18 protein-coding genes and 1 pseudogene are annotated in these 22,240 nt (G+C 35.3%); 13 read left to right on the top strand and 6 right to left on the bottom strand.

Going from position 1 to position 22,240, the window contains the following annotated elements:
• Positions 1-430 precede the first annotated feature (430 nt).
• Positions 431-2,596 (bottom strand): annotated as a pseudogene (locus H3T56_RS09445) (Tex family protein); the annotation flags it as partial.
• 44 nt (positions 2,597-2,640) lie between these two features.
• Between H3T56_RS09445 and greB the strand changes: the two are divergent.
• Together greB and H3T56_RS09435 are read left to right on the top strand one after the other, a co-directional pair.
• Positions 2,641-3,126 (top strand): transcription elongation factor GreB, encoded by a 486-nt coding sequence (gene greB / locus H3T56_RS09440; protein ID WP_065650925.1) that lies wholly within the window; start codon positions 2,641-2,643, stop codon positions 3,124-3,126.
• Between the two features lie 92 nt (positions 3,127-3,218).
• Positions 3,219-4,319 carry a YcbX family protein gene (locus H3T56_RS09435; protein ID WP_198192800.1) on the top strand — a complete coding sequence of 367 codons (1,101 nt, stop codon included), beginning with the start codon at positions 3,219-3,221 and terminating at the stop codon, positions 4,317-4,319.
• 250 nt (positions 4,320-4,569) lie between these two features.
• Here the strand turns inward: H3T56_RS09435 and H3T56_RS09430 are convergent, their stop codons facing one another.
• Both H3T56_RS09430 and ilvC read right to left on the bottom strand, forming a co-directional pair.
• Positions 4,570-5,151, bottom strand: a complete 582-nt coding sequence (locus tag H3T56_RS09430; protein WP_082205054.1) for a cell division protein ZapC — start codon at positions 5,149-5,151, stop codon at positions 4,570-4,572.
• A gap of 293 nt (positions 5,152-5,444) precedes the next feature.
• Positions 5,445-6,923 carry a ketol-acid reductoisomerase gene (ilvC, locus tag H3T56_RS09425; RefSeq protein WP_065650927.1) on the bottom strand — a complete coding sequence of 493 codons (1,479 nt, stop codon included), beginning with the start codon at positions 6,921-6,923 and terminating at the stop codon, positions 5,445-5,447.
• A gap of 177 nt (positions 6,924-7,100) precedes the next feature.
• Between ilvC and H3T56_RS09420 the strand changes: the two genes are divergently transcribed.
• The 7 genes from H3T56_RS09420 to ruvC all read left to right on the top strand — a co-directional run bounded on the left by H3T56_RS09420 (position 7,101) and on the right by ruvC (position 12,499).
• Positions 7,101-7,328 (top strand): YhdT family protein, encoded by a 228-nt coding sequence (locus tag H3T56_RS09420; protein WP_034901581.1) that lies wholly within the window; start codon positions 7,101-7,103, stop codon positions 7,326-7,328.
• 11 nt (positions 7,329-7,339) lie between these two features.
• Positions 7,340-8,791: a sodium/pantothenate symporter gene (panF, locus tag H3T56_RS09415; RefSeq protein WP_198192798.1), complete on the top strand. Its 1,452-nt coding sequence runs from the start codon at positions 7,340-7,342 to the stop codon at positions 8,789-8,791.
• Entirely contained in the window at positions 8,766-9,632 is an 867-nt protein-coding gene (gene prmA / locus H3T56_RS09410) for a 50S ribosomal protein L11 methyltransferase (protein WP_198192797.1), read from the top strand. The genes panF and prmA overlap by 26 nt, the downstream gene beginning before the upstream one ends.
• Positions 9,633-9,667: 35 nt before the next feature.
• Positions 9,668-10,666 (top strand): tRNA dihydrouridine synthase DusB, encoded by a 999-nt coding sequence (dusB, locus tag H3T56_RS09405; protein WP_034901591.1) that lies wholly within the window; start codon positions 9,668-9,670, stop codon positions 10,664-10,666.
• Between the two features lie 16 nt (positions 10,667-10,682).
• Positions 10,683-10,979: a DNA-binding transcriptional regulator Fis gene (fis, locus tag H3T56_RS09400; protein ID WP_034883623.1), complete on the top strand. Its 297-nt coding sequence runs from the start codon at positions 10,683-10,685 to the stop codon at positions 10,977-10,979.
• A 288-nt stretch (positions 10,980-11,267) separates the two neighbouring features.
• On the top strand, positions 11,268-12,011 hold the full coding sequence (locus H3T56_RS09395) for a YebC/PmpR family DNA-binding transcriptional regulator (RefSeq protein ID WP_034901594.1): 744 nt from the start codon (positions 11,268-11,270) through the stop codon (positions 12,009-12,011).
• Positions 12,011-12,499 (top strand): crossover junction endodeoxyribonuclease RuvC, encoded by a 489-nt coding sequence (ruvC, locus tag H3T56_RS09390; protein WP_034901596.1) that lies wholly within the window; start codon positions 12,011-12,013, stop codon positions 12,497-12,499. Before H3T56_RS09395 ends, ruvC begins: the two co-directional genes overlap by 1 nt.
• Positions 12,500-12,678: 179 nt before the next feature.
• Here ruvC and H3T56_RS09385 read toward each other — a convergent pair whose 3' ends face one another.
• Both H3T56_RS09385 and H3T56_RS09380 read right to left on the bottom strand, forming a co-directional pair.
• Positions 12,679-15,888: an efflux RND transporter permease subunit gene (locus H3T56_RS09385; protein ID WP_086361191.1), complete on the bottom strand. Its 3,210-nt coding sequence runs from the start codon at positions 15,886-15,888 to the stop codon at positions 12,679-12,681.
• A 19-nt stretch (positions 15,889-15,907) separates the two neighbouring features.
• Complete coding sequence (locus H3T56_RS09380; RefSeq protein WP_065650931.1) at positions 15,908-17,104, bottom strand: efflux RND transporter periplasmic adaptor subunit; 1,197 nt, start codon at positions 17,102-17,104, stop codon at positions 15,908-15,910.
• A 367-nt stretch (positions 17,105-17,471) separates the two neighbouring features.
• On the opposite strand from H3T56_RS09380, the gene zipA reads away from it, so the two are divergent.
• The 4 genes from zipA (at position 17,472) to H3T56_RS09360 (ending at position 21,437) form a co-directional block, all read left to right on the top strand.
• A complete protein-coding gene (zipA, locus tag H3T56_RS09375) occupies positions 17,472-18,404 on the top strand; it encodes a cell division protein ZipA (RefSeq protein WP_065650995.1) in 933 nt (310 codons plus the stop codon).
• Positions 18,405-18,581: 177 nt separating this feature from the next.
• Positions 18,582-20,654 carry an NAD-dependent DNA ligase LigA gene (gene ligA / locus H3T56_RS09370; protein ID WP_198192795.1) on the top strand — a complete coding sequence of 691 codons (2,073 nt, stop codon included), beginning with the start codon at positions 18,582-18,584 and terminating at the stop codon, positions 20,652-20,654.
• A gap of 69 nt (positions 20,655-20,723) precedes the next feature.
• Positions 20,724-21,239, top strand: a complete 516-nt coding sequence (gene luxS, locus H3T56_RS09365) for an S-ribosylhomocysteine lyase (protein WP_086357300.1) — start codon at positions 20,724-20,726, stop codon at positions 21,237-21,239.
• Positions 21,240-21,248: 9 nt separating this feature from the next.
• Positions 21,249-21,437, top strand: coding sequence for a 2-hydroxymuconate tautomerase (locus H3T56_RS09360; protein ID WP_034901609.1), 189 nt, complete (start codon positions 21,249-21,251; stop codon positions 21,435-21,437).
• A gap of 128 nt (positions 21,438-21,565) precedes the next feature.
• Here H3T56_RS09360 and ribA read toward each other — a convergent pair whose 3' ends face one another.
• Positions 21,566-22,171, bottom strand: a complete 606-nt coding sequence (gene ribA / locus H3T56_RS09355) for a GTP cyclohydrolase II (protein WP_034901611.1) — start codon at positions 22,169-22,171, stop codon at positions 21,566-21,568.
• Positions 22,172-22,240 lie beyond the last annotated feature (69 nt).

Here is a 22,240-nt window from a genome sequence, read left to right as displayed (position 1 = left end):
ATCGTAACATCCTAAATTTTAAAACTTGTAAAATAAGAACATCAGACAAAATTTGGAAAAGCTAAAAAGGTAAGACTCAATAAAGAAACTGAATTTGAAAACAGTTAATAATTAATTCAAATTCAGTAGTAGCATTATTATATATGATTATACTTTGATAAGGGAATAGTAAAAAAAATTATTTTCCGTTTATTAATACTAATTCATTGAAGAATTTAAAATTAAAGATACTAATTAAGTTATATCTCAATAATCAAAAAGGGGATAAATCCCCTCTTTTTATTTTGATATATAATTACTTGCCTTTTTTAAATGCCGCAGCAAATGCATTCCCCATAGCACTGTTAGTCAGCGTGGCAGCAGATTGATTTTTATTAGATACCTTATTGTTAGCCGATCTGCTACTATCAAGTTTCGGCGTAGCTGTATCATCTAAACGCATTGATAAAGCAATACGTTTTCGGGCAATATCAACTTCTATTACTTTCACTTTAACAATATCGCCTGCTTTTACTATGCTTCGCGGATCATCAACAAATCGATCTGATAATGCTGAAATATGAACTAGACCATCTTGATGCACACCGATATCCACAAAAGCGCCAAAATTAGTTACATTAGTTACCGCTCCTTCCATAATCATGCCAATTTTTAAATCTTCCATTGTTTCAATATTATCGGCAAATTGTGCGGTTTTAAATTCTGGCCGAGGATCGCGCCCTGGTTTATCTAATTCTTTAATAATATCCGTTACTGTCGGTACACCAAAATGGTCATCCACATAATCGATAGCTTTTAGTGATTTAAGATAATTCGAATCACCTAAAATGTCTTTTAAGGCTTTATGATTTTTTTCTAAAATCCTTTCAACAACAGGATAGGCTTCCGGATGAACGGCTGATGCATCAAGCGGATTTGCACCTTCCATAATTCTTAAAAAGCCAGCACATTGTTCAAAAGCTTTGGGACCTAATCGTGGCACTTTTAATAATTGTTTTCTATCGGCAAATTTACCGTTTTCGTTACGCCAATCGACAATATTTTGAGCAATTACTTTATTAAGGCCGGCAATACGTGCAAGTAGCATCATTGAAGCGGTATTTAAGTTAACCCCTACCGCATTAACCCCATCTTCAACCACCGCATCAAGTTTTTTCGCAAGTTGAGTTTGGCTTACATCATGTTGATATTGACCAACACCTATCGATTTTGGATCAATTTTCACTAATTCAGCTAATGGATCTTGTAAGCGTCGAGCAATTGAAACTGCTCCCCGAATTGATACATCTAAATCAGGAAACTCTTGTGCCGCAAGTTCTGAAGCCGAATAAACAGATGCACCAGCTTCACTTACAACTACTTTTTGACCTTTGACTTCTGGATATTTTTTCTGAACATCAAGATAAAAACGTTCAGTCTCTCGTGAAGCAGTACCATTACCGATTGCGACAAGTTCAACTTGATATTTTATACATAACGCAGCAACAACCATTGCCGCTTTATCCGCCTGACCGGTATGAGGATAGATAGTTTCTGTTGCGACTAATTTTCCGGTGGCATCAACAACGGCAATTTTAACACCAGTTCGCAAACCTGGATCCATCCCCATGGTGACTTTCATGCCCGCCGGTGCCGCCATTAACATATCGTGTAGATTAGCGGCGAAAACATTAATAGCTTCTTCTTCGGCTCGTTCTCGCAGCGTAGTCATAAGTTCAGTTTCCATGTGCATTAAGATTTTAATGCGCCATGTCCAATTGATCACAGCTTTTCGCCATTTGTCGGCTAATTGATCATTAAATCTAATGCCTAAATGTTCGGTGATAATCTGCTCACAATAGCTTTCTTTAGGTGCTTCTTCATATTGAGGATCTGCATTTAAAGAAAGTTGTAAAAATCCTTCATTTCGACCACGAAACATGGCTAAGGCCCGATGTGAAGGCACTTTTGAAATAAGTTCACTTTGAGCAAAATAATCTCTAAATTTAGCGCCTTCTTCCTCTTTACCGGTAATAACTTGAGAAACAAGGTGGGCATTATTCCAAAGATAATGACGAACTTTAGCGAGTAAAGTCGCATCTTCAGCAAAACGCTCCATTAAGATATAACGCGCACCATCTAATGCTGATTTAGTATCAGCTACGCCTTTTTCTGGATCAATATATTTTTCAGCTTCTGCTTCTGGATTGAGATCTGGGCGTTGCCATAAATCATCAGCAAGTGGTTCAAGACCTGCTTCGATTGCAATTTGCCCACGAGTACGACGTTTTGGCTTATAAGGGAGATAGAGATCTTCTAATTCGGTCTTACTAAGGGTATTGGTAATTTTTTGGCTTAATTCAGAGGTTAATTTACCTTGTTCCTCAATTGATTTTAAAATCGTTAGTTTACGATCTTCAAGTTCTCGCAAATAACTTAAACGACTATCCAAAGTACGTAACTGGGTATCATCTAATCCTCCCGTTACCTCTTTACGATAGCGAGCAATAAATGGCACGGTGCTTCCATCGTCTAATAATTGAATGGCTGCTAAAACTTGTTCTGGTTTTACGGTTAATTCACCCGCTATAATATGGCTTATTTGATTATTTATCATGGTATCTCTGTATATCTTGTCGATTAACGGAATTTAAATTCATCATGCAAAAAGCTAATTATATAACAAGAGAAGGCTACTTGGCACTCGATCGTGAACTGAAATATTTATGGAAAGAAGAAAGACCTAGAGTAACCCAAGCAGTATCTGATGCAGCAGCACTCGGTGATCGTAGTGAGAATGCCGAATATATTTATGGAAAAAGAAGGTTACGCGAGATTGATAGACGAGTTCGCTTTCTGACTAAACGTTTAGAGATCCTAACTATCGTTGATCCAGATCCTCGTCAAGAGGGTAAGGTTTTTTTTGGCGCATGGGTAAAATTAGAAGATGATTCAGGAAAATTACATATTTATCGAATCGTGGGGACCGATGAATTCGATCCGAAGAGAAATTGGATATCCATCAATAGTCCTGTTGCTAGAGCGTTAATAGGTCATAAAATTGATGATGAAATATCAGTTGTAACACCTAATGGTAAAACGTATTACGTTATTGTTGATATCAGTTATCAAAAATTAGATGATTAAGTAAATTAAAATAATTTACCGTATTTATTCTGCTACTATGAGAAATTGGCTATATAATTTTATTTAATAATAAATTTAAATTTTTAAACATAATGATCAAAGTTAACCAACTATTTATCTATCCGATTAAATCAATGCAAGGTATTGCATTAACAGTAGCCAATAGTATTGATGGTGGTTTTGAACATGACCGCGTTTTGATGTTAAGTGAACCTGATGGCACTTTTATTACGGCTAGACAATATCCAGAACTGTTGAAACTAAAAACCACATTACACAATAATCAGATAGCGGTTTCGCTGCCAACTAACGAATCAATAATTATTGATTTTGATGAGTTTTCATTAAGCAATGAAGCCACAGAGGTCTGGGGAAATCACTTCACTTCCCATATTGCACCAATAAAAGTTAATCAATTTTTTAGTCATATTCTCGAAAAAGATGTACAAATACGCTGGATAGGTAAACATCTAACCAGAAAAACTAAACGCTATCCTGATGTACCGGTAAGCTTTGCTGATGGTTATCCTTATTTATTATTAAATCAAGCTTCATTCAATTATCTGGAACAACAGTGCTCCGAAAAATTAGATATTCGCCAATTTCGTGGCAATATTATTATTGATGGAGCTATTCCGTTTGCTGAAGATGGCTGGAAAACGATTAAAATAGGCGAAGTAATTTTTGATATCGTTAAACCTTGTACTCGTTGTGTATTAACCACATTCAATATCAATTCAGCCAAAGCATTACCTAATAATGAACCATTGAGAACTTTAAGTTACTTTAGAGCGGATCGAGAAGGTAAAATCGATTTCGGCATGAATATGATTGCTCGCAATCATGGCACTGTATCTATTGGTGATAAAATTGAGATACTTGAGCGGCAACCAGCTAAAAATTACATAAAAAACTTCCCTAAACAAGCAACAAAAGATTCTCAACCGTGTACAATTACATTCGAAGATAAAAAAATTGTTGGTAATAATCAGCAAACAATTTTAGAACAACTCGAACAACATCATATTTCACTACCTAATTCTTGTCGAGCCGGAGTTTGTGGCCGCTGCTCAGTATTATTAAAAAAAGGCAATGTAGAATCATTAACTCAATCAGCAGTAAAACAAAATAAACGTATTCTTGCTTGTAGTTGTATACCAAAAGGTGATATCACTATAGAACTGGCAAAATGAGAATAACTTTTCTTGCAGAACGAGAAATTTATTAAAATTATAATATAGATAAAAGGTTATTATGGATGTTTAGAAAGTTATTTTTATTTATATTTCTGTGTTCGCACTCTACAACTGTACTTTGTTTGAATCATTATAAAATGCGATTTAAGCTTTTTTCAATAATATTAAATTGATACGAAGACTACACCATGTTACAAATGAATAAATGAGTAGAGGTAGCTACTCATTTAAAATAAAATTATGTTAATTAAGAAATAGCTTTTAATTCTAATTGTTCATGCTCAGAACCTATTGAATTTTCTGTTTCTACTAGTGTGTTAACTAAAGCTAATCTGTCATTCATCACTTTGATTGCTTCTGAAAAGTAAAAGGTTTTGTTCATCGCTATAAACGTTGGTTGAGCAATAATACAAAGTGAGGCGTTCTCACCCGCTTCAACCACCAATAAACATATTTGTTGGCCAGTTTCTTGCATATTTACAGTAACAACATCTGCCACTTTAGGCTGGTAAAGCATTGGCTGTTGAGAAAAATACCAGCTTTTAGGCATTTGTGGCTTTAAAAAGTTTGCGGCAACAATTGCATTAATGGATAATTCAATTTTTTGTGAGTCAGTTAACGCCAATGATTGACAGCTATCATAAAACTGGTAGTAAGCCGTTGCATCATCAACTGAAAAAGAAAACTCATTAAATACATCTGGGATTAATATTTTGCTAGCATAATTACAACGAAATAGCATTTCTGATGAAATTTCGAGCATTAAACTGTCATATTCATTATCAAAATACCAACGCCAGCTATCTGTTGGTCGAAAAGCCATTTTCATTGATATTTCATCCTTTCAAATTGAACTAAATTTGAACAAAATATACCATAATTTATATAAAAAATAAATAAAAATTTAAAATAAGAAATTTTTAATTATTTAATTTTTAAAAGTTTTATTACTATTCACTAAAGATCCAAATGATCTAAGTTGGATCCAAATTTAGATCTTAATGATCCTTTCGGATCAAATTTAATTTGCACAGAAATAGTAAGTTCATATAATTGTAATTAACAAATTTTTAGCATAAAAAAAGGTGCTATTTAGCACCTTTTAATAATCGATTGATAAAATTAACTTGCAACATTAATACGTTTCATATCAGTCATATAGCTACGAAGTTTACGTCCAATAACTTCGATTGGATGATGACGAATAGCCTCGTTAACATCACGTAATTGCGCATTATCAACACTGCCTTCAGGAATTGCTTTTCCTAAATCACCTGCTTGTAACATTGGCATAAATTTCTCTTTTAATAATGGTACAGCAGCATTGGCAAATAAATAGTTACCATATTCAGCGGTGTCTGAAATAACAACATTCATTTCATATAGTCGTTTACGGGCAATAGTATTTGCAATAAGTGGTAACTCATGTAATGATTCATAATAAGCTGATTCAGGTAAAATGCCAGATTCAAGCATTGTTTCAAAGGCAAGTTCAACACCAGCTTTAACCATAGCAACCATTACAACACCTTGATCGAAATAAGCTTGTTCATCAATCTTACCTTGATATTCTGCCGCTTTTTCAAATGCAGTTTCACCAGTTTCTTTACGCCATTTCAATAAATTAACATCATCATTAGCCCAATCTCTCATCATAGTAGATGAAAACTCACCAGAAATGATGTCATCCATATGTTTACGATAAAGATCAGTCATGATCACTTTTAATTCTTTAGCTAATGCATTAGCACGTAATTTAGCTGGATTTGATAAACGATCCATCATTAAGGTAATACCACCTTGTTTTAATGCTTCAGTGATCGTTTCCCAACCAAATTGCAATAATTTACACGCATATGCAGGATCTACTCCATCAGCGACCAATTTATCGAAACAAAGTAATGATCCAGTTTGTAACATTCCACATAAAATAGTTTGTTCACCCATTAGATCTGATTTAACTTCAGCAACAAAAGAGGATTGTAAAACACCGGCACGATGACCACCTGTTGCAGCCGCCCATGCTTTAGCAATTGCTAGACCTTCGCCTTTCGGATCATTTTCTGGATGCACAGCAATCAAGGTTGGGACGCCAAATCCACGTTTATATTCTTCACGAACTTCTGTTCCTGGGCATTTTGGCGCAACCATAACAACAGTAATATCTGGACGGATTTTTTCACCAACTTCAACGATATTAAAACCATGTGAATAACCTAATGCCGCATCTTTTTTCATTAATGGTTGTACAGCTTGTACTACAGCAGAATGTTGTTTATCAGGAGTAAGGTTGATAACCAAATCAGCTGTTGGAATTAATTCTTCATAAGTTCCTACTTTAAAACCATTTTCAGTAGCTTTTTTCCATGATGCTCTTTTTTCATCAATGGCTTCTTTACGTAATGCATAAGCGATATCTAAACCAGAATCACGCATATTTAGTCCTTGGTTAAGACCTTGTGCACCACAACCTACGATGACAATTTTTTTGCCTTTTAAAAAATTAGCTTCTGATGCAAATTCATCACGCGCCATAAAACGACATTGACCTAATTGTTCTAATTTTTCGCGTAAATTTAGTGTATTAAAATAATTTGACATTATTCTCTCCATGAGTTGAGTTACTTATAATCAAGTTGTAAGAACTATACCGTAAAAGTATAATTGCGGAAATTGATATATTTAAAATATTATGTTGCATAAATTGCAACATACTTGCTAAGTTAACTACTTTCTTTTACTCTAAGCCACCCCAAATCACTTAACCATTTATTTAATATGGATACTCGTTACAAGCAAGCTAATAAAGAAGCAAAACTTTCATTGCTACTGACTATCATTTACTTCGCTGCATGGGTAATTACTGCATATACTGTCAAAAATCAAACCGGATTTTTGGGTTTACCATTATGGTTTGAACTATCCTGTATATTTGTACCATTGGGTTTTATCTTGCTGTGTTTTGCTATAGTAAAAAAACAATTTAAAAATATTCCACTAGAATAGGCCAGTAAACCGTGCAACTAGATATTATTCTCCCTCTTGTTATTTATCTTATATTTGTATTTGCGTTATCAATTTATGCATATGCAAAACGAAAAAAAATGAACCAATTTACTGATTATTTTATTGGTAATCGGACTATGGGCGGTTTTTTACTGGCAATGACTTTAGCTGCAACTTATATCAGTGCCAGTTCTTTTATCGGTGGACCAGGGGCTGCTTATAAATATGGTCTCGGTTGGGTTCTGTTGTCGATGATTCAAGTTCCAACCGTATTATTATCACTTGGTATTCTTGGCAAAAAATTTGCAATTCTAGCGCGTAAATATAATGCAATAACGCTAAGTGATATGCTCTATTCTCATTATAAAAGCAAGCTAATTGTATGGTTTGCCAGTATAGCTCTTATTGCGGCTTTTATTGGTGCAATGACCGTACAATTTGTCGGTGGGGCCCGATTGTTACAATCATCTGTAGGTATTCCCTATGATATAGGATTACTTATTTTTGGTATCGGTACAGTAATTTATACTGCCTTTGGCGGGTTTAGAGCCAGCATATTAAATGATGCATTTCAAGGGTTGGTAATGATAATTGGCGCTATTTTGCTATTAGTTGCCATTATTTATGCTGGTGGTGGCATTACAAATATTATGGATCGTTTAAATCAGATCAATCCTGCTTTATTAACACCTCAAGGCCCTGACAATTTTATGGACTTCCCTTTTATGGCTTCGTTCTGGGTTCTAGTCTGCTTTGGGGTTGTTGGTTTACCACATACCGCTGTTCGTTGCATGGCTTATAAAGATAGTAAAGCTGTTCATCAAGGCATTATCATTGGTACTGCAGTTGTGACAATCATCATGTTAACTATGCATCTATCTGGCGCCCTTGGAAGAGCAATAATAAGTGATTTAACTATTCCAGACCAAATTGTGCCAACATTAATTATAAAGGTTTTACCACCTTTAGCCGCAGGAATCTTTTTAGCAGCACCATTATCAGCGATTATGTCCACCATTAATGCTCAATTATTACAAATTTCATCAGTAATTATTAAAGACCTATTCTTAACGATGAGACCAAATACTAAATTTAGTGATAAAATACTTACTCGCATATCAATTATCATAACCTTTATTTTTGGTGGTTTATTAATTGTCGCAGCATGGAACCCACCAGAAATGATTATATGGCTTAATTTGTTAGCCTTTGGTGGAGTTGAAGCAGTATTTTTATGGCCTCTAGTACTCGGACTATATTGGAAAAAAGCTAATTCAACAGGGGCATTTTGCTCGATGATTGCTGGTGCTATAAGCTACACACTACTTGCTGTTTATAACATTAAAATTTATGCTTTCCATCCAATAGTGCCATCATTACTTATTGGATTAGTTATATTTATTATTGCCAATCATTTTGGCCAGACGGGAAAATATTATGCCTTGGATTCAACTCAGAATTAACACAACTAGTGATTTAGCTGAAAGTATTAGCGAACAATTAGAAGAATCAGGGGCAGTGTCAGTCACTTTTCAAGATACTTTTGATAACCCTGTTTTTGAACCTTTACCTGGTGAAACAAAACTTTGGGGGAATACCGATGTTGTCGGATTATATGATGCTGAAACAGATATTGATGAGTTAAAAGCAATCTTAAATCTTGAGCAATACTCTTATAAAATCGAACAATTGGAAGATAAAGACTGGGAACGAGAATGGATGGATAATTTCCATCCAATGCAATTTGGTAAACGATTATGGATCTGCCCTAGCTGGCATGAAATACCCGATCCCAATGCGGTTAATGTAATGTTAGATCCTGGTTTAGCTTTTGGTACAGGGACTCACCCTACGACAGCTTTATGCTTAACTTGGCTAGACAGTCTCGATCTTAATAACAAAATTGTGATCGATTATGGATGTGGTTCAGGTATTTTAGCCATTGCGGCGTTAAAATTAGGGGCAGCAAGAGTTATAGGCATTGATATTGATCCTCAAGCAATCCAAGCAAGTTGTGACAATGCTGAACGTAACAAAGTAAGTGAAAAGATTGAGCTTTATTTAGCAAAAGATATTCCTGATAATTTACAAGCGGATGTGGTAGTAGCTAACATATTGGCTGGACCATTGAAAGAACTTAAACCACAGATTAGTAAATTAGTAAAACCATCAGGAGAACTTGGACTATCTGGTATCTTAGCTAATCAATCACAAAGCGTATGTGATGCATATCAAACTGAGTTTGTACTTGATCCTGTTATTGAACAAGATGAATGGTGCCGTATAACTGGTAAAAAATTATAAAAAATTAACATTACCCCTTTTAACTTCGAGAAAAAATGCGTAATATAGCCGGCCTTAATTCGCTTAGTATCGGCAAGGTCAACTTAAAAAACAATCTGATTGCAGCCCCCATGGCAGGAATAAGTGACAAACCGTTTCGCAACTTATGTCACAAATTTGGTGCAGGGATGACTGTCTCTGAAATGTTTTTAGCAAATTCTGACGTTTGGCATACTGATAAATCAGCATTAAGAATGATTTCAAGTGATGATGTCGGTATACGTGCAGTTCAAATCGTTGGCTCAGAGCCGGATGAAATGGCAAGAGCTGCTGAATTTAACGTCAAGCATGGCGCTCAGTTAATTGACATCAATATGGGATGTCCGGCTAAAAAAGTGAATAAAAAATTAGCTGGTTCTGCTTTAATGCAGTATCCAGAACTGATAAAAACTATTTTGCAGAAAGTTGTTGGTGCTGTTGATGTACCAGTAACATTAAAAACTCGGACTGGATGGGATAAAAATAATAGAAATTGCATTGAAATCGCACAAATTGCGCAAGATTGTGGCATAAAGGCCATTACTATTCATGGGCGAAGTCGTGCATGCTTATTCAATGGAAAGGCCGAATATGAATCCATTAAAGCAGTTAAAGAAAAGGTAACTATTCCGGTAATTGCCAATGGTGATATTTGTACCCCAGAACAAGCAAAAGATGTTTTTAAATATACGCAAGCTGATGGTATAATGATCGGCCGAGCGGCACAAGGGCGACCTTGGATATTTGAAGAAATTGCATTCTATTTAGCACACGGACAGTTAAAGAAAAATAAGTCAATTGATGAAGTTGAGCAAATAGTGTTAACACACCTTGAAGAACTTTATCAATTCTATGGAGAATACAAAGGATTACGGATTGCCAGAAAGCATGTAAATTGGTATACCAAGAACTATGCTGGCAGTGATCAATTCAGGCGCTTATTTAGTGTACTTAGCAATACAAGTGAGCAAGTAAAAACACTAAAAGCATTTTTTAGTCAAATTAGAAACAAATAAAAGAGTTAAATATACTATGTCAGAACAACGCGTTACAGCTGCAGCACTTAAATTTACAACTGTAAACTCACAAGACCAAATAACACAAAAACCTTTGCGGGATTCGGTAAAACAAGCTTTAAAAAACTATTTATCACAATTAAATGGTGAAGATCCTACTGATCTATACGAATTAGTGTTAGCTGAAGTTGAACACCCATTCCTTGATATGGTTATGCAATATACTCGTGGCAATCAAACTCGAGCAGCAAATATGCTTGGTATCAACCGTGGTACTTTACGCAAAAAATTAAAACAATATGGAATGAGTTAGTCGATACTTAAACATATATTGTTAGATAATTTAAAAGCGCCTAATCAATAAGGCGCTTTTTGTTTGTTAATTTTTTTCCTATGCTATATTTCTCTTTGTTGATAAGAAATAAAAATTAAATTTACCTTTTGATGAAAATCAGTTCATTTCATTTTCATACTTTAAGTGTAAATAAGAAAAATTCTGATTATATTCAAGTATAAAATCAATAAATAGATTGATAATGAACTTTAGTTAAAAGTTTGTTAAAATAGCACGATTTTTAAATTATTTAATCTGGAGAATTTTATGGCAGGTCATAGTAAATGGGCCAATACCAAACATCGCAAAGCAGCTCAAGATGCTAAGCGCGGTAAAATCTTTACCAAAATTATTCGCGAACTTGTAACCGCAGCAAAACTTGGTGGTGGCGATCCAGCGTCTAACCCTCGTCTACGTGCTGCTATGGACAAAGCATTATCTAACAACATGACTCGAGATACCATGAACAGAGCAATTGCTCGTGGTGTCGGTGGTGAAGATGATACAAATATGGAAACTATCATCTATGAAGGTTATGGACCTGCAGGTACTGCAGTAATGGTTGAATGCTTAAGTGACAACCGAAACCGAACTGTATCTGAAGTTCGTCACGCTTTTACTAAAACTGGTGGTAACTTAGGTACTGATGGTTCAGTGTCTTATTTATTTACTAAAAAAGGTGTAATCTCTTATCCTGCTGGAACTGATGAAGATCAAGTAATGGATGCTGCGCTTGAAGCTGGTGCGGATGATGTGGTTACTTATGATGATGGTGCAATTGATGTATTTACTACACCAGAATCATTCGGTGAAGTTAAAGATGCACTTGATGCAGCCGGTTTAGTAGCTGAATCTGCTGAAGTTTCAATGATTCCAGCAACCAAAGTTGATCTTGATATTGAGTCTGCACCAAAACTACTACGTCTTATCGACATGCTTGAAGATTGTGATGATGTTCAAGAGGTTTATCATAACGGAGAAGTGTCAGACGAAGTTGCTGCAACACTCTAATGACTATCATTCTGGGTATTGACCCAGGCTCTCGTTTGACGGGTTATGGCGTAATTCGTCAGACGGGACGACAACTTACCTATCTTGGCAGTGGCTGTATTCGCACTGCTGTCGATGATTTACCCACACGATTAAAACGTGTCTATGCAGGTGTAAGTGAAATTATTCTTCAATTTCAACCGGACATGTTTGCTATAGAACAAGTCTTTATGGCACGTAATGCCGATTCTGCTTTAAAATTAGGCCAAGCACGAGGATCTGCAATTGTTGCTGCAGTCAATCATGATTTACCTGTTTTTGAATATGCTGCTCGCTTGGTTAAGCAAAGTGTGGTTGGCACTGGGGCTGCCGACAAAAAACAAGTTCAACATATGGTTAAACTACTATTGAAATTACCAGCAAGTCCTCAGGCGGATGCGGCAGATGCACTAGCCATAGCAATTACCCATGCCCATATGAGTCAACAATTAATCAAATCACATAGATAACCTGAAACTATTATTTATTAATGTCCTGCTTTTATAGCCTAAAAACCCCTTTCCTCAACTTTTATTTCAACCGAATAAAAACGTTAAATTAAAATATCAAATAAACAATCAATTAAAAGTTAGATAAAAAAAAGCACCAATATTATTGGTGCTTTAAGTTCATATTAATTATTCATTAACTATTTCTCTGTTTTACCAGTATAGTTAGCTGGCAACACCACTTTATTCTTATGTTTAGTGAATAATTTCGTTATAAATAAGAAGAATAACGGAACATAGAATATCGCTAAGAACGTTGCCGTTAACATACCACCAATAACCCCTGTACCTACCGCCTTCTGACTTACAGAACCGGCACCGCTACTGGTAGCCAGTGGATAAACACCGAGGATAAAGGCAAATGAAGTCATTAAAATTGGGCGTAAGCGTAAGCGACAAGCTTCTAATGTTGCATCAATTAATGACTTACCTTCTTTTTCTAGTGCATCTTTAGCAAATTCTACGATCAAAATAGCATTCTTAGCTGATAGACCCATTGTTGTTAATAGACCAACGATAAAGTAGATATCATTATCAAGGCCTCTAAACATAGTTGCATATACAGTACCAATAATACCTAATGGGATAACGAATAAGATAGAAATAGGTACAGTCCAACTTTCATATAATGCAGCTAATGATAAGAACACTACAATAATTGAGATAAAATAAAGCGTTGTCGTTTGTGAACCTGTTTGACGTTCTTGGTAAGAAATATCTGTCCAATCATACGAGAAACCTTTCGGTAAGTTTTTAGATAATTTTTCCATTATTGCCATAGCTTGTCCAGAACTCATACCTGGTGCAGCTGATCCACTGATGCCCATCGCTGCAACTCCATCATAACGAACTAAAGATGGCGAACCATAACTCTTAGTTGTAGTAGCAAATGCATCATAAGGAACCATTTCACCTTTTTGATTTTTAACATGCCAAAAGCTGAAATCATCAGGTAACATTCGATAAGCTGAATCAGATTGTAAATAGACTTTTTTAACCCGATTGTTATAAACAAAATCATCAATATAAGCAGAACCCAATGCTGTTGAAAGTACGGTATTTACGCTACTTACTGCAACACCAAGTGCTTGAGCAGTTTCAAAATCAACATTAATCTTATATTGTGGAACATCTAGCATACTACCTGGACGAACTTGTTGTAGATTAGGATTCTGTGCAGCTTGACCCAATAATTGGAAAAATGCCCCCATCAGTGCCTCATGGCCAAGTCCAGCGGTATCTTTTAACATGTAAGAAAAACCATTTGCCATACCAAGTGATGGTACAGCCGGTACATTAGTAATAATGACACGACCTTCAGTAATAGTAGAAGCAAATCCCCAACCACTACCAACTAATGCATCCACTTTTTGATCCGGGCGTTTCCGTTCATCCCAATCTTTTAAGCGAATAAAACCTAGTCCCATGTTTTGTCCACGACCAACCATACTAAAACCAGCAACGGTAAAGATTTCCTTAACTGAATCGGCTTTTTCATTCATATAAAATTGAGAGGTTTTGTTCAATACACCCATGGTTTGTTCTAGTGTCGCACCAGGTGGTAACTCAACCATTACAATCAACACCCCCTGATCTTCATTTGGTAAGAAACCAGTTGGTAAACGGTTAAAGCCAAACACTAAGCCAACAACTATCAAGACATAGCAAACAAATGAAATTAGCGGATAACGAATAAATTTAATCACACCTTTTTCATAGGCATGTAAACTCTTGTTATATAAATTATTAAACTTATTAAAAAACCATTTAGTTCCGATTGAAAGCCAGCTAAACGGAGGTATGCTTTCTAATTTTTCGCCTAGCGTAGTTATCTTAACTTTATTTTTCGATGGCGCTTTTAAAATTTGCGCACAAAGAGCTGGTGTTAATACAATTGCCATCAATACTGATAAAGCCATCGATGTTACAATTGTGATTGAAAATTGACGATAGATCCCCCCTGCTGCACCACCATAAAATGCCATTGGTACAAATACCGCTGATAGTACCACGGCGATACCTACTAGTGCCGAAGTAATTTGTTCCATCGATTTGACAGTAGCATCATAAGGCGAAAGTCCTTCGTCATGCATAATACGTTCAACGTTCTCAATTACCACGATGGCATCATCGACCAGAAGACCGATGGCAAGCACCATAGCAAACATGGATAACGTATTAATAGTAAATCCACATATATATAAAACTGCAAACGTACCTAACAACACAACTGGTACGGTGATAGTTGGAATAAGTGTAGAACGCAGATTTTGTAAAAAGACATACATAACGATAACAACCAATATGATTGCTTCAATTAATGTATGAACTACGTTATTAATCGATAACTTAACGAACGGAGTTGTATCATAAGGATAGGCAAATTTGATATCCTCAGGAAAAATCTGTGATAACTCTTGAATTTTTTGGTCAACTTTTGCTGATGTATCGAGTTGGTTTGCACCTGTCGCCAAATAAATACCTAAACCAGCTGATGGTTTACCGTCATAACGTGAAAGAAAGTTATAATCAGCTGCACCAATTTCAACTTTGGCGACATCTTTTAATAAGATGTTTGAACCATCTGTGTTAACTCGAACTAAAATATTTTGAAATTGCTCAGGTGTTTTTAACCGTGATTGAGCTGTAATGGTTGCATTAAGCTCTTGTCCTTCAGTAGCTGGTAAAGCACCAAGTTGCCCAGCAGTAACCTGTGCATTCTGTGCCTGAATGGCAGCAATAATTTCCTCAATAGATAGATTAAAATAATTAAGTTTGTTTGGATCTAACCAAATACGCATTGCATATTCAGAACCAAATAACTGAGTATCACCTACCCCTTGTACACGGCGTATCTGATCTTGTACCGTTGAATAAATAAAGTCAGCAATATCTGCTTGTGTTTTTTGAGGATTGGTAGAATAGAAACCAATAACTTTTAGGAAGTTGGTATTATTTTTAGCAACCGACACCCCATTTTTTTGCACACTTTCTGGCAGGCGTGATTTTATACTCTCTACTTTATTCAAAACTTGAACTTGCGCAAAATCAGGGCTAGTACCCGGTGCAAAGGTCAAAGTTGTTTGTACAACCCCCTGGGCACTACTGGTTGATTTCATATAGATCAAATTATCCAAACCAGTCAAGTTTTGCTCAATCAATTGGGTAACTGTATTCTCAATAGTTTGAGCATCAGCCCCTGGATAAACAGCAGAAACCGTAACAGCTGGTGGTGCGATATCAGGATACTGTTCAACAGCGAGTAGCTTAATACATAAAGCACCGCCCAGCATCATCATGATAGCAATTACCCATGCAAAAACAGGTCTATCAATAAAAAACTTAGCCATAATTAACTCTACCCCTGTTTTATTTCACGCTGCTTTTGATGATATTGTCTAATTGCTCTTGAGAAAGCGTAGCTGGTTTATCTACCGCTTGAGCCTTCATTGGTTGCCCCCTTTCTACTGCGGTTAAATTAAGTAAACCTGTAGTAATCACTTGTTCACCAACATCAATACCACTGGTAACAACCCAATAACCACTTATACCTGTATAAATTTTAATGTCTTGACGATATTCAACAGTATTATCTGGTTTTAAAATCTTAGCAGTATACTGACCTTTTTGGTTACTAGTAATGCCTTGTTGCGGAACCAACACCGCATTTTTAATTGTACCTAATGTCAATTGTGGTTTTACAAACATCCCCGGTAAGATTTTTCCTTCAGCATTAGAAAATTGCGATCGTAGGGTAACAGTTCCTGTCGTTTCATTAACCGTCATATCTGAAAATTTAATATTTCCTGGTAAAGCGTATTTTGAACCATCATTAAAAAATAACTCAACATTATCACCTTGAGCTGGCTCATAAATAATATTTTCATCTTGAAGATATTTATTATAACGAGTTGCAGCTTCAGTCATATCAACATAGATAGGATCAAGTTGTTGTACCAAAGCTAATGGAGCAGGTTGTCCTGCTGATACTAATGCCCCTTCTGTCACACTTGATTTACCAATATAACCATCAATTGGTGAGTATACTTTAGTGTAATCTAAATTAACTTTGGCAGCGTGCTCTGCAGCTTGAGCAACTAAAACACTTGCCTCAGCTTGTTTGGCATCAGCAGCAGCTTTATCATATTCTTGTTGACTGATTGATTTGGTATTCAAAAGTCCTGCATAACGTTTTAAGGTTAGTTGAGCTATATTAGCGTTAGCTTTAGCGCTAGCTACACTGGCCACTGCACTATCATAATTAGCTTGATAAATAGCAGGATCAATTTGATAAAGTGATTGACCAGCTTTAACGTTTGAACTTTCTTCAAATTCTCGATTTAATACAATCCCACTAACCTGAGGTCGGATTTCAGCGATCTGGGAAGCAACAACCCGTCCAGGTAAGTTTATTTTTAGGGTATAGTTTAAAGGTTCAACTTTAAAAACAGTTACCTTTGGTAATTGGCCAGCACCATCTTGTGATTGATTATTATCACAACTGGCTAATAATAATAGACTAGTTAATGCCACTGGCAGAGTAAGTAATAGCTTATTAAATCTCATATAAAAAAGACCTCGGTAACTTAATAATTATTTTTTAAATAAAAACAATGAATATTATTCAAAAGTGATCGGAGATTTTACAAAAAATATGCATAGATTGTAAGAGTCTTAACGCCTTAATAGCACAGAGTTCTAAAAATTAACTGACTTATTGGATTTAAAAGCGAATTTATAAAAAATTTCTATTGATAATTATGATTATTTGTAGAAATAAAGTAATATATACAAATAGTTTTTCGCGCTGTAATAAGTAAGTATGGATTTAACTTAAAAGTAAAAAAATTTCATTATGGTATTTTTTAATCCTTTTTTTTCAATTATATTATTGAATAATTTGAATCTATATTTAATTTAATTCTGAGTGGGTATTATGGATAATTTACGTACTGTTCTAATTGTGGTTGCATCCTTGGTCATTATTGCATTATTAATTCATGGGCTTTGGATCAATAAAAAAGAACGTTCTTCTTTATTTAAGTTAGGCAAAAAAGATAAATTCACAACACATACTCAGCAATATGAAGACATCTATAATGATGATGAAGATGATGTGATTTTACTAACGCCAAAAAGCAAAACAAAACAGGATGATACTAATGTCCATGTTAATGAAGGATTAGTAAAAGAAGAAGAACAACTGCCTCGTCAAGTCGACCTGTTTTCAGATGATGACGACCAACAACCGAAAATCGATATTAAGGTTTCTAATGAATCGACTAGCGATTTTCAATCGAATAGCTTTACTGCTCAACCAGTTAAAGAAAATACTGAAAATGAAAAACCAACTAAAAAAGTTGGTGAGGATATCATAACCGAGCATTCTCAATCGGATGAAAAACTTGAAAAACAAGAAAAAATTACGATAGACGATAGTGAAGAAGCTAAAACTGAAATTATTGTATTAAATGTTACTGGCTTAAATGGCAAGGAACTACAAGGTGATATGCTATTAGCTAGCATCATGCAATCAGGATTCCAATTTGGTGATATGCGTATTTTTCATCGCCATGTTGACCCTGCCGGTAATGGACCAATATTATTTAGTTTGGCGAATATGATCAGTCCAGGACATCTAGATCCTGAAACTATGCACGAATTTACAACACCTGGCGTATCGATTTTTATGGTTGCGCCAACTCATGGAAACAATCAACAAAATTTCAAATTAATGCTACAAACTGCGCAACGTATCGCTGATGATGTTAATGGTGTAGTTTTAGATGATGAACATCACATGATGACACCACAAAAAATCGATAGTTATAAAGAACGCATAAAAAAAGCTTGTAATGAAATTTAAGCTAGCAGTTTAAAATTCCTCATTTTTGCTACTATTCCGCTAAAAAATTAGCGGAATAGTCTGGCTTATATTAGTTAATTGACAATTTTTATTAAAATCTATTGTTCTAAAATACCTATAAATACTATTTTATTAATAAATTTAAAAACCTTCATGTTAATTTAAGAGTTTAAAATCATGCCACAATCAAATATAACTGAACATTCAGTATCGCAATCTGGATCTCACCAAAATGTAATAAAACAGATCTCGACTTTACGTAACCTGATAAGACATCATGAATACTGTTATTATGTGCTGGATACACCTGAAATACCAGATGTGGAATATGATAAATTAATCAAACAGCTACAAAATCTAGAGCTCACTCATCCCGAACTCATTACCCCTGACTCACCAACTCAACGTGTTGGGGGAGCCCCATTATCACAATTTTCTTCGATCAAACATCAACTGCCTATGTTATCTCTGGATAATGTTTTTGATGAATCAAGTTTTATCGCTTTTAATAAAAGAATAAAAGATCGCTTAGAGCTAGATGAAGATCAAGCCGTTGAATACTGTTGCGAGCTAAAACTTGATGGATTAGCTGTAAGTCTGATATATGAAAATGGCCAATTTATTCAAGCTGCTACACGAGGTGATGGCACAACTGGCGAAGATATTACCGCCAATGTACGAACCATAAAAACTATTCCTCTCGTATTGCAAGGTGAAAATATACCACCTCGTCTAGAAGTTCGTGGTGAAGTGTTTATGACACATAAAGGCTTTACTAAATTGAATGCAGAGGCGGAAAAACGCAACGAAAAAATATTTGCGAATCCAAGGAATGCTGCGGCAGGTTCATTAAGACAGTTAGATCCAAAAATCACAGCCAAAAGACCGCTTACTTTTTTCTGTTATGGCGTTGGTATTTATGAAGGAGCTGACTTACCGAATACTCATTATGCAAGACTAATGCAATTTAAAGCTTGGGGTCTACCAGTAAGTGACAAAATTCAAATTCGCCATGGTGCAGAAGAAGCACTAGATTATTTTAAGCAAATTGGTGAGCAAAGAATGTCATTAGATTTTGATATTGATGGTGTTGTAATTAAAGTAAATAGCATTGCTGAACAAGAACAACTTGGTTTCGTTGCTCGTGCACCTCGTTGGGCTACCGCATTCAAATTTCCAGCACAAGAAGAAGTAACAAAGCTAAATAAAGTCGACTTTCAAGTTGGGCGTACTGGTGCGATAACGCCTGTGGCCAGATTAGAGCCAGTTTCAGTTGCAGGTGTAATTGTAAGTAATGCCACACTGCATAACAGCGATGAAATCATCCGCTTAGGTATTCGTGAGGGTGATTATGTCACCGTTCGTCGAGCTGGCGATGTTATTCCTCAAATTGTCGCAGTAATTAAAGATCGAAGACCTGTTGATACTAAAGAAATTATTTTTCCAACTCACTGCCCGATTTGTGGTTCAATCATTGTCCGTGATGAAGGAGAAGCGATATCTCGTTGCGCCGGAGGATTAATTTGTCAGGCACAACGTAAAGAGGCCTTAAAACATTTTGTTTCTCGCCGAGCAATGAATGTCGAAGGTTTTGGCGATAAAATAATTGAACAATTGGTTGATAAAGAATATGTCAAAACACCAGCAGATCTTTATAAACTCACAGTACCAATTTTATGTTCATTAGACAAAGTTGGTGAAAAATTAGCTAATAATTTAATGAACGCATTAGATAAATCAAAAAATACGAGTTTAAATCGATTTATTTTTGCACTTGGTATTCCTAATGTTGGTGAAGTAACTGCAGAAAATTTAGTTAATCAATTAGGAAATTTAACAGCAATTGAAAACGCATCTTTGGAACAATTACAATCGGTAAATGATATTGGCGCTGTAATTGCAGAAAGTATTATCGACTTCTTTCAAGAACCTCATAACCGCACGGTAATTGATCAATTAATTAGTGAGGAAATTGGTATACACTGGCCAGATGTAGAAGTAGAACTTTTAACAACAGATTCTCCGTTTTCTAACAAAACCATTGTGTTAACAGGAACTTTATCATTATTAACGCGCGATGAAGCAAAAGCCAAATTAAAACAACTTGGCGCTAAAGTAACGGGTAGTGTTTCAAAAAAAACCGACTTAGTAATTGCTGGAGAGTCAGCCGGTTCAAAATTAGCCAAAGCTCAAGAACTTGGAATAAAAGTGATTGATGAACAAGAATTGATAAATTTATTAAATCAATGAATATAAAATAGTGGAATATATTAAGCTAATCAAGCAAAATGGCTTAATCCCAAACTCAAGGAGAAAATTATGCCTTTATTAGACAGTTTTAAAGTTGATCATACTAAAATGAAAGCGCCTTTTGTGCGAATCGCTAAAACCATGGCAACCCCAAAAGGTGACGATATTACAGTATTTGATCTTCGCTTTACTATACCTAATAAAGCACTACTACCTGAAAAAGGTATTCATACTTTAGAGCACTTATTTGCAGGCTTTATGCGTGATCATTTAAATAGTGATAAAGTTGAAATTATTGACATCTCACCAATGGGCTGCCGAACCGGTTTTTATATGAGTTTAATTGGTAAACCAGAAGAATCTTTAGTTGTTAATGCATGGTTAAAGGCTATGCATGATGTTATGAATGTAAAATCTCAATCGCAAATCCCGGAGCTGAATAAATATCAATGCGGGACTTATACCATGCACTCTTTAGATGAAGCCAAAGTGATTGCTGAAAAAATTATCCAAACTGGAATTGAAATATGTCATAATCAAGACATTGCATTAACTGATGCGCAACTTGCCACCATTAATAATTAGGAAATATTTATGCCAAATGTAGTTATTGATTTTTTAGAAGGACGTACCATTGAACAAAAACGTGAAATGGCTAAACGAGTAACTGATGCAATTGTTGAAACGCTTAACTGTAAACCAGAGGCGGTACAAATTATTATGCATGAAGTATCAAAAGACCAAATTGCTAATGGTGGCGTACTAAGATGCGACAAAGATTAATAAATTAATTTATTTGTAAATAAAAATTAACCTCAAAATCGATAATAGATTTTGAGGTTAAACGATTAAATAATTACAACAACTAAATTAAAAATATAGCAACTCCGTAAAATTCTCTTTTTAAAGAGTTAATGATTACAGTGGTGTAAATGTAGTATATGTCCTAATTTATTAGCTTTAGTCGCTAAATAATGTTCATTGCTTGGATTTTCTCCCACTTCTAAAGGCACTCGTTCAGTAACGTTAATTCCCGCTTGTTCAAGAACTTTTATCTTTTCCGGATTGTTAGTTAATAATCGAACTTGAGACACATTTAGTAACCTAAGCATATCTGCACATAAGGTGAAATCACGTTCATCAGCAGCAAAGCCTAATTGTTCATTGGCCTCAACCGTATCTAAGCCCTGATCTTGTAGGGCATAAGCCCTAATTTTATTTAGCAAACCAATATTACGCCCTTCTTGACGATGATAAATCAAGACACCTTTACCCTCTTTAGCTATCTGCTTCAATGCAGCTTCTAATTGAAAACCACAATCACATCGTAAACTAAATAATGCATCGCCCGTCAAACATTCAGAATGAACACGTGTTAATATGGATGAATGATCATTAATGTCACCAAACACTAATGCGACATGATCCTTACCTGTTGCAATTTCTTCAAAACCAACAATAGTAAAACATCCCCACGGGGTTGGTAGTTTAGCTTGTGCAACATGTTTTAATTGCATTATTATCTCCAAGTTTCATCACAACATGATTAAGATTTTTTAAAAGAAAATCGTGTTTCCATGTTAAAA

The sequence above is a fragment of the Gilliamella sp. W8123 genome (assembly GCF_016101085.1).
Classification (GTDB): Bacteria; Pseudomonadota; Gammaproteobacteria; order Enterobacterales; family Orbaceae; genus Gilliamella; species Gilliamella apis.
The sequence above is the reverse complement of the archived record's forward strand: the minus strand, read 5'-3'. Positions and strand labels throughout refer to the sequence as shown.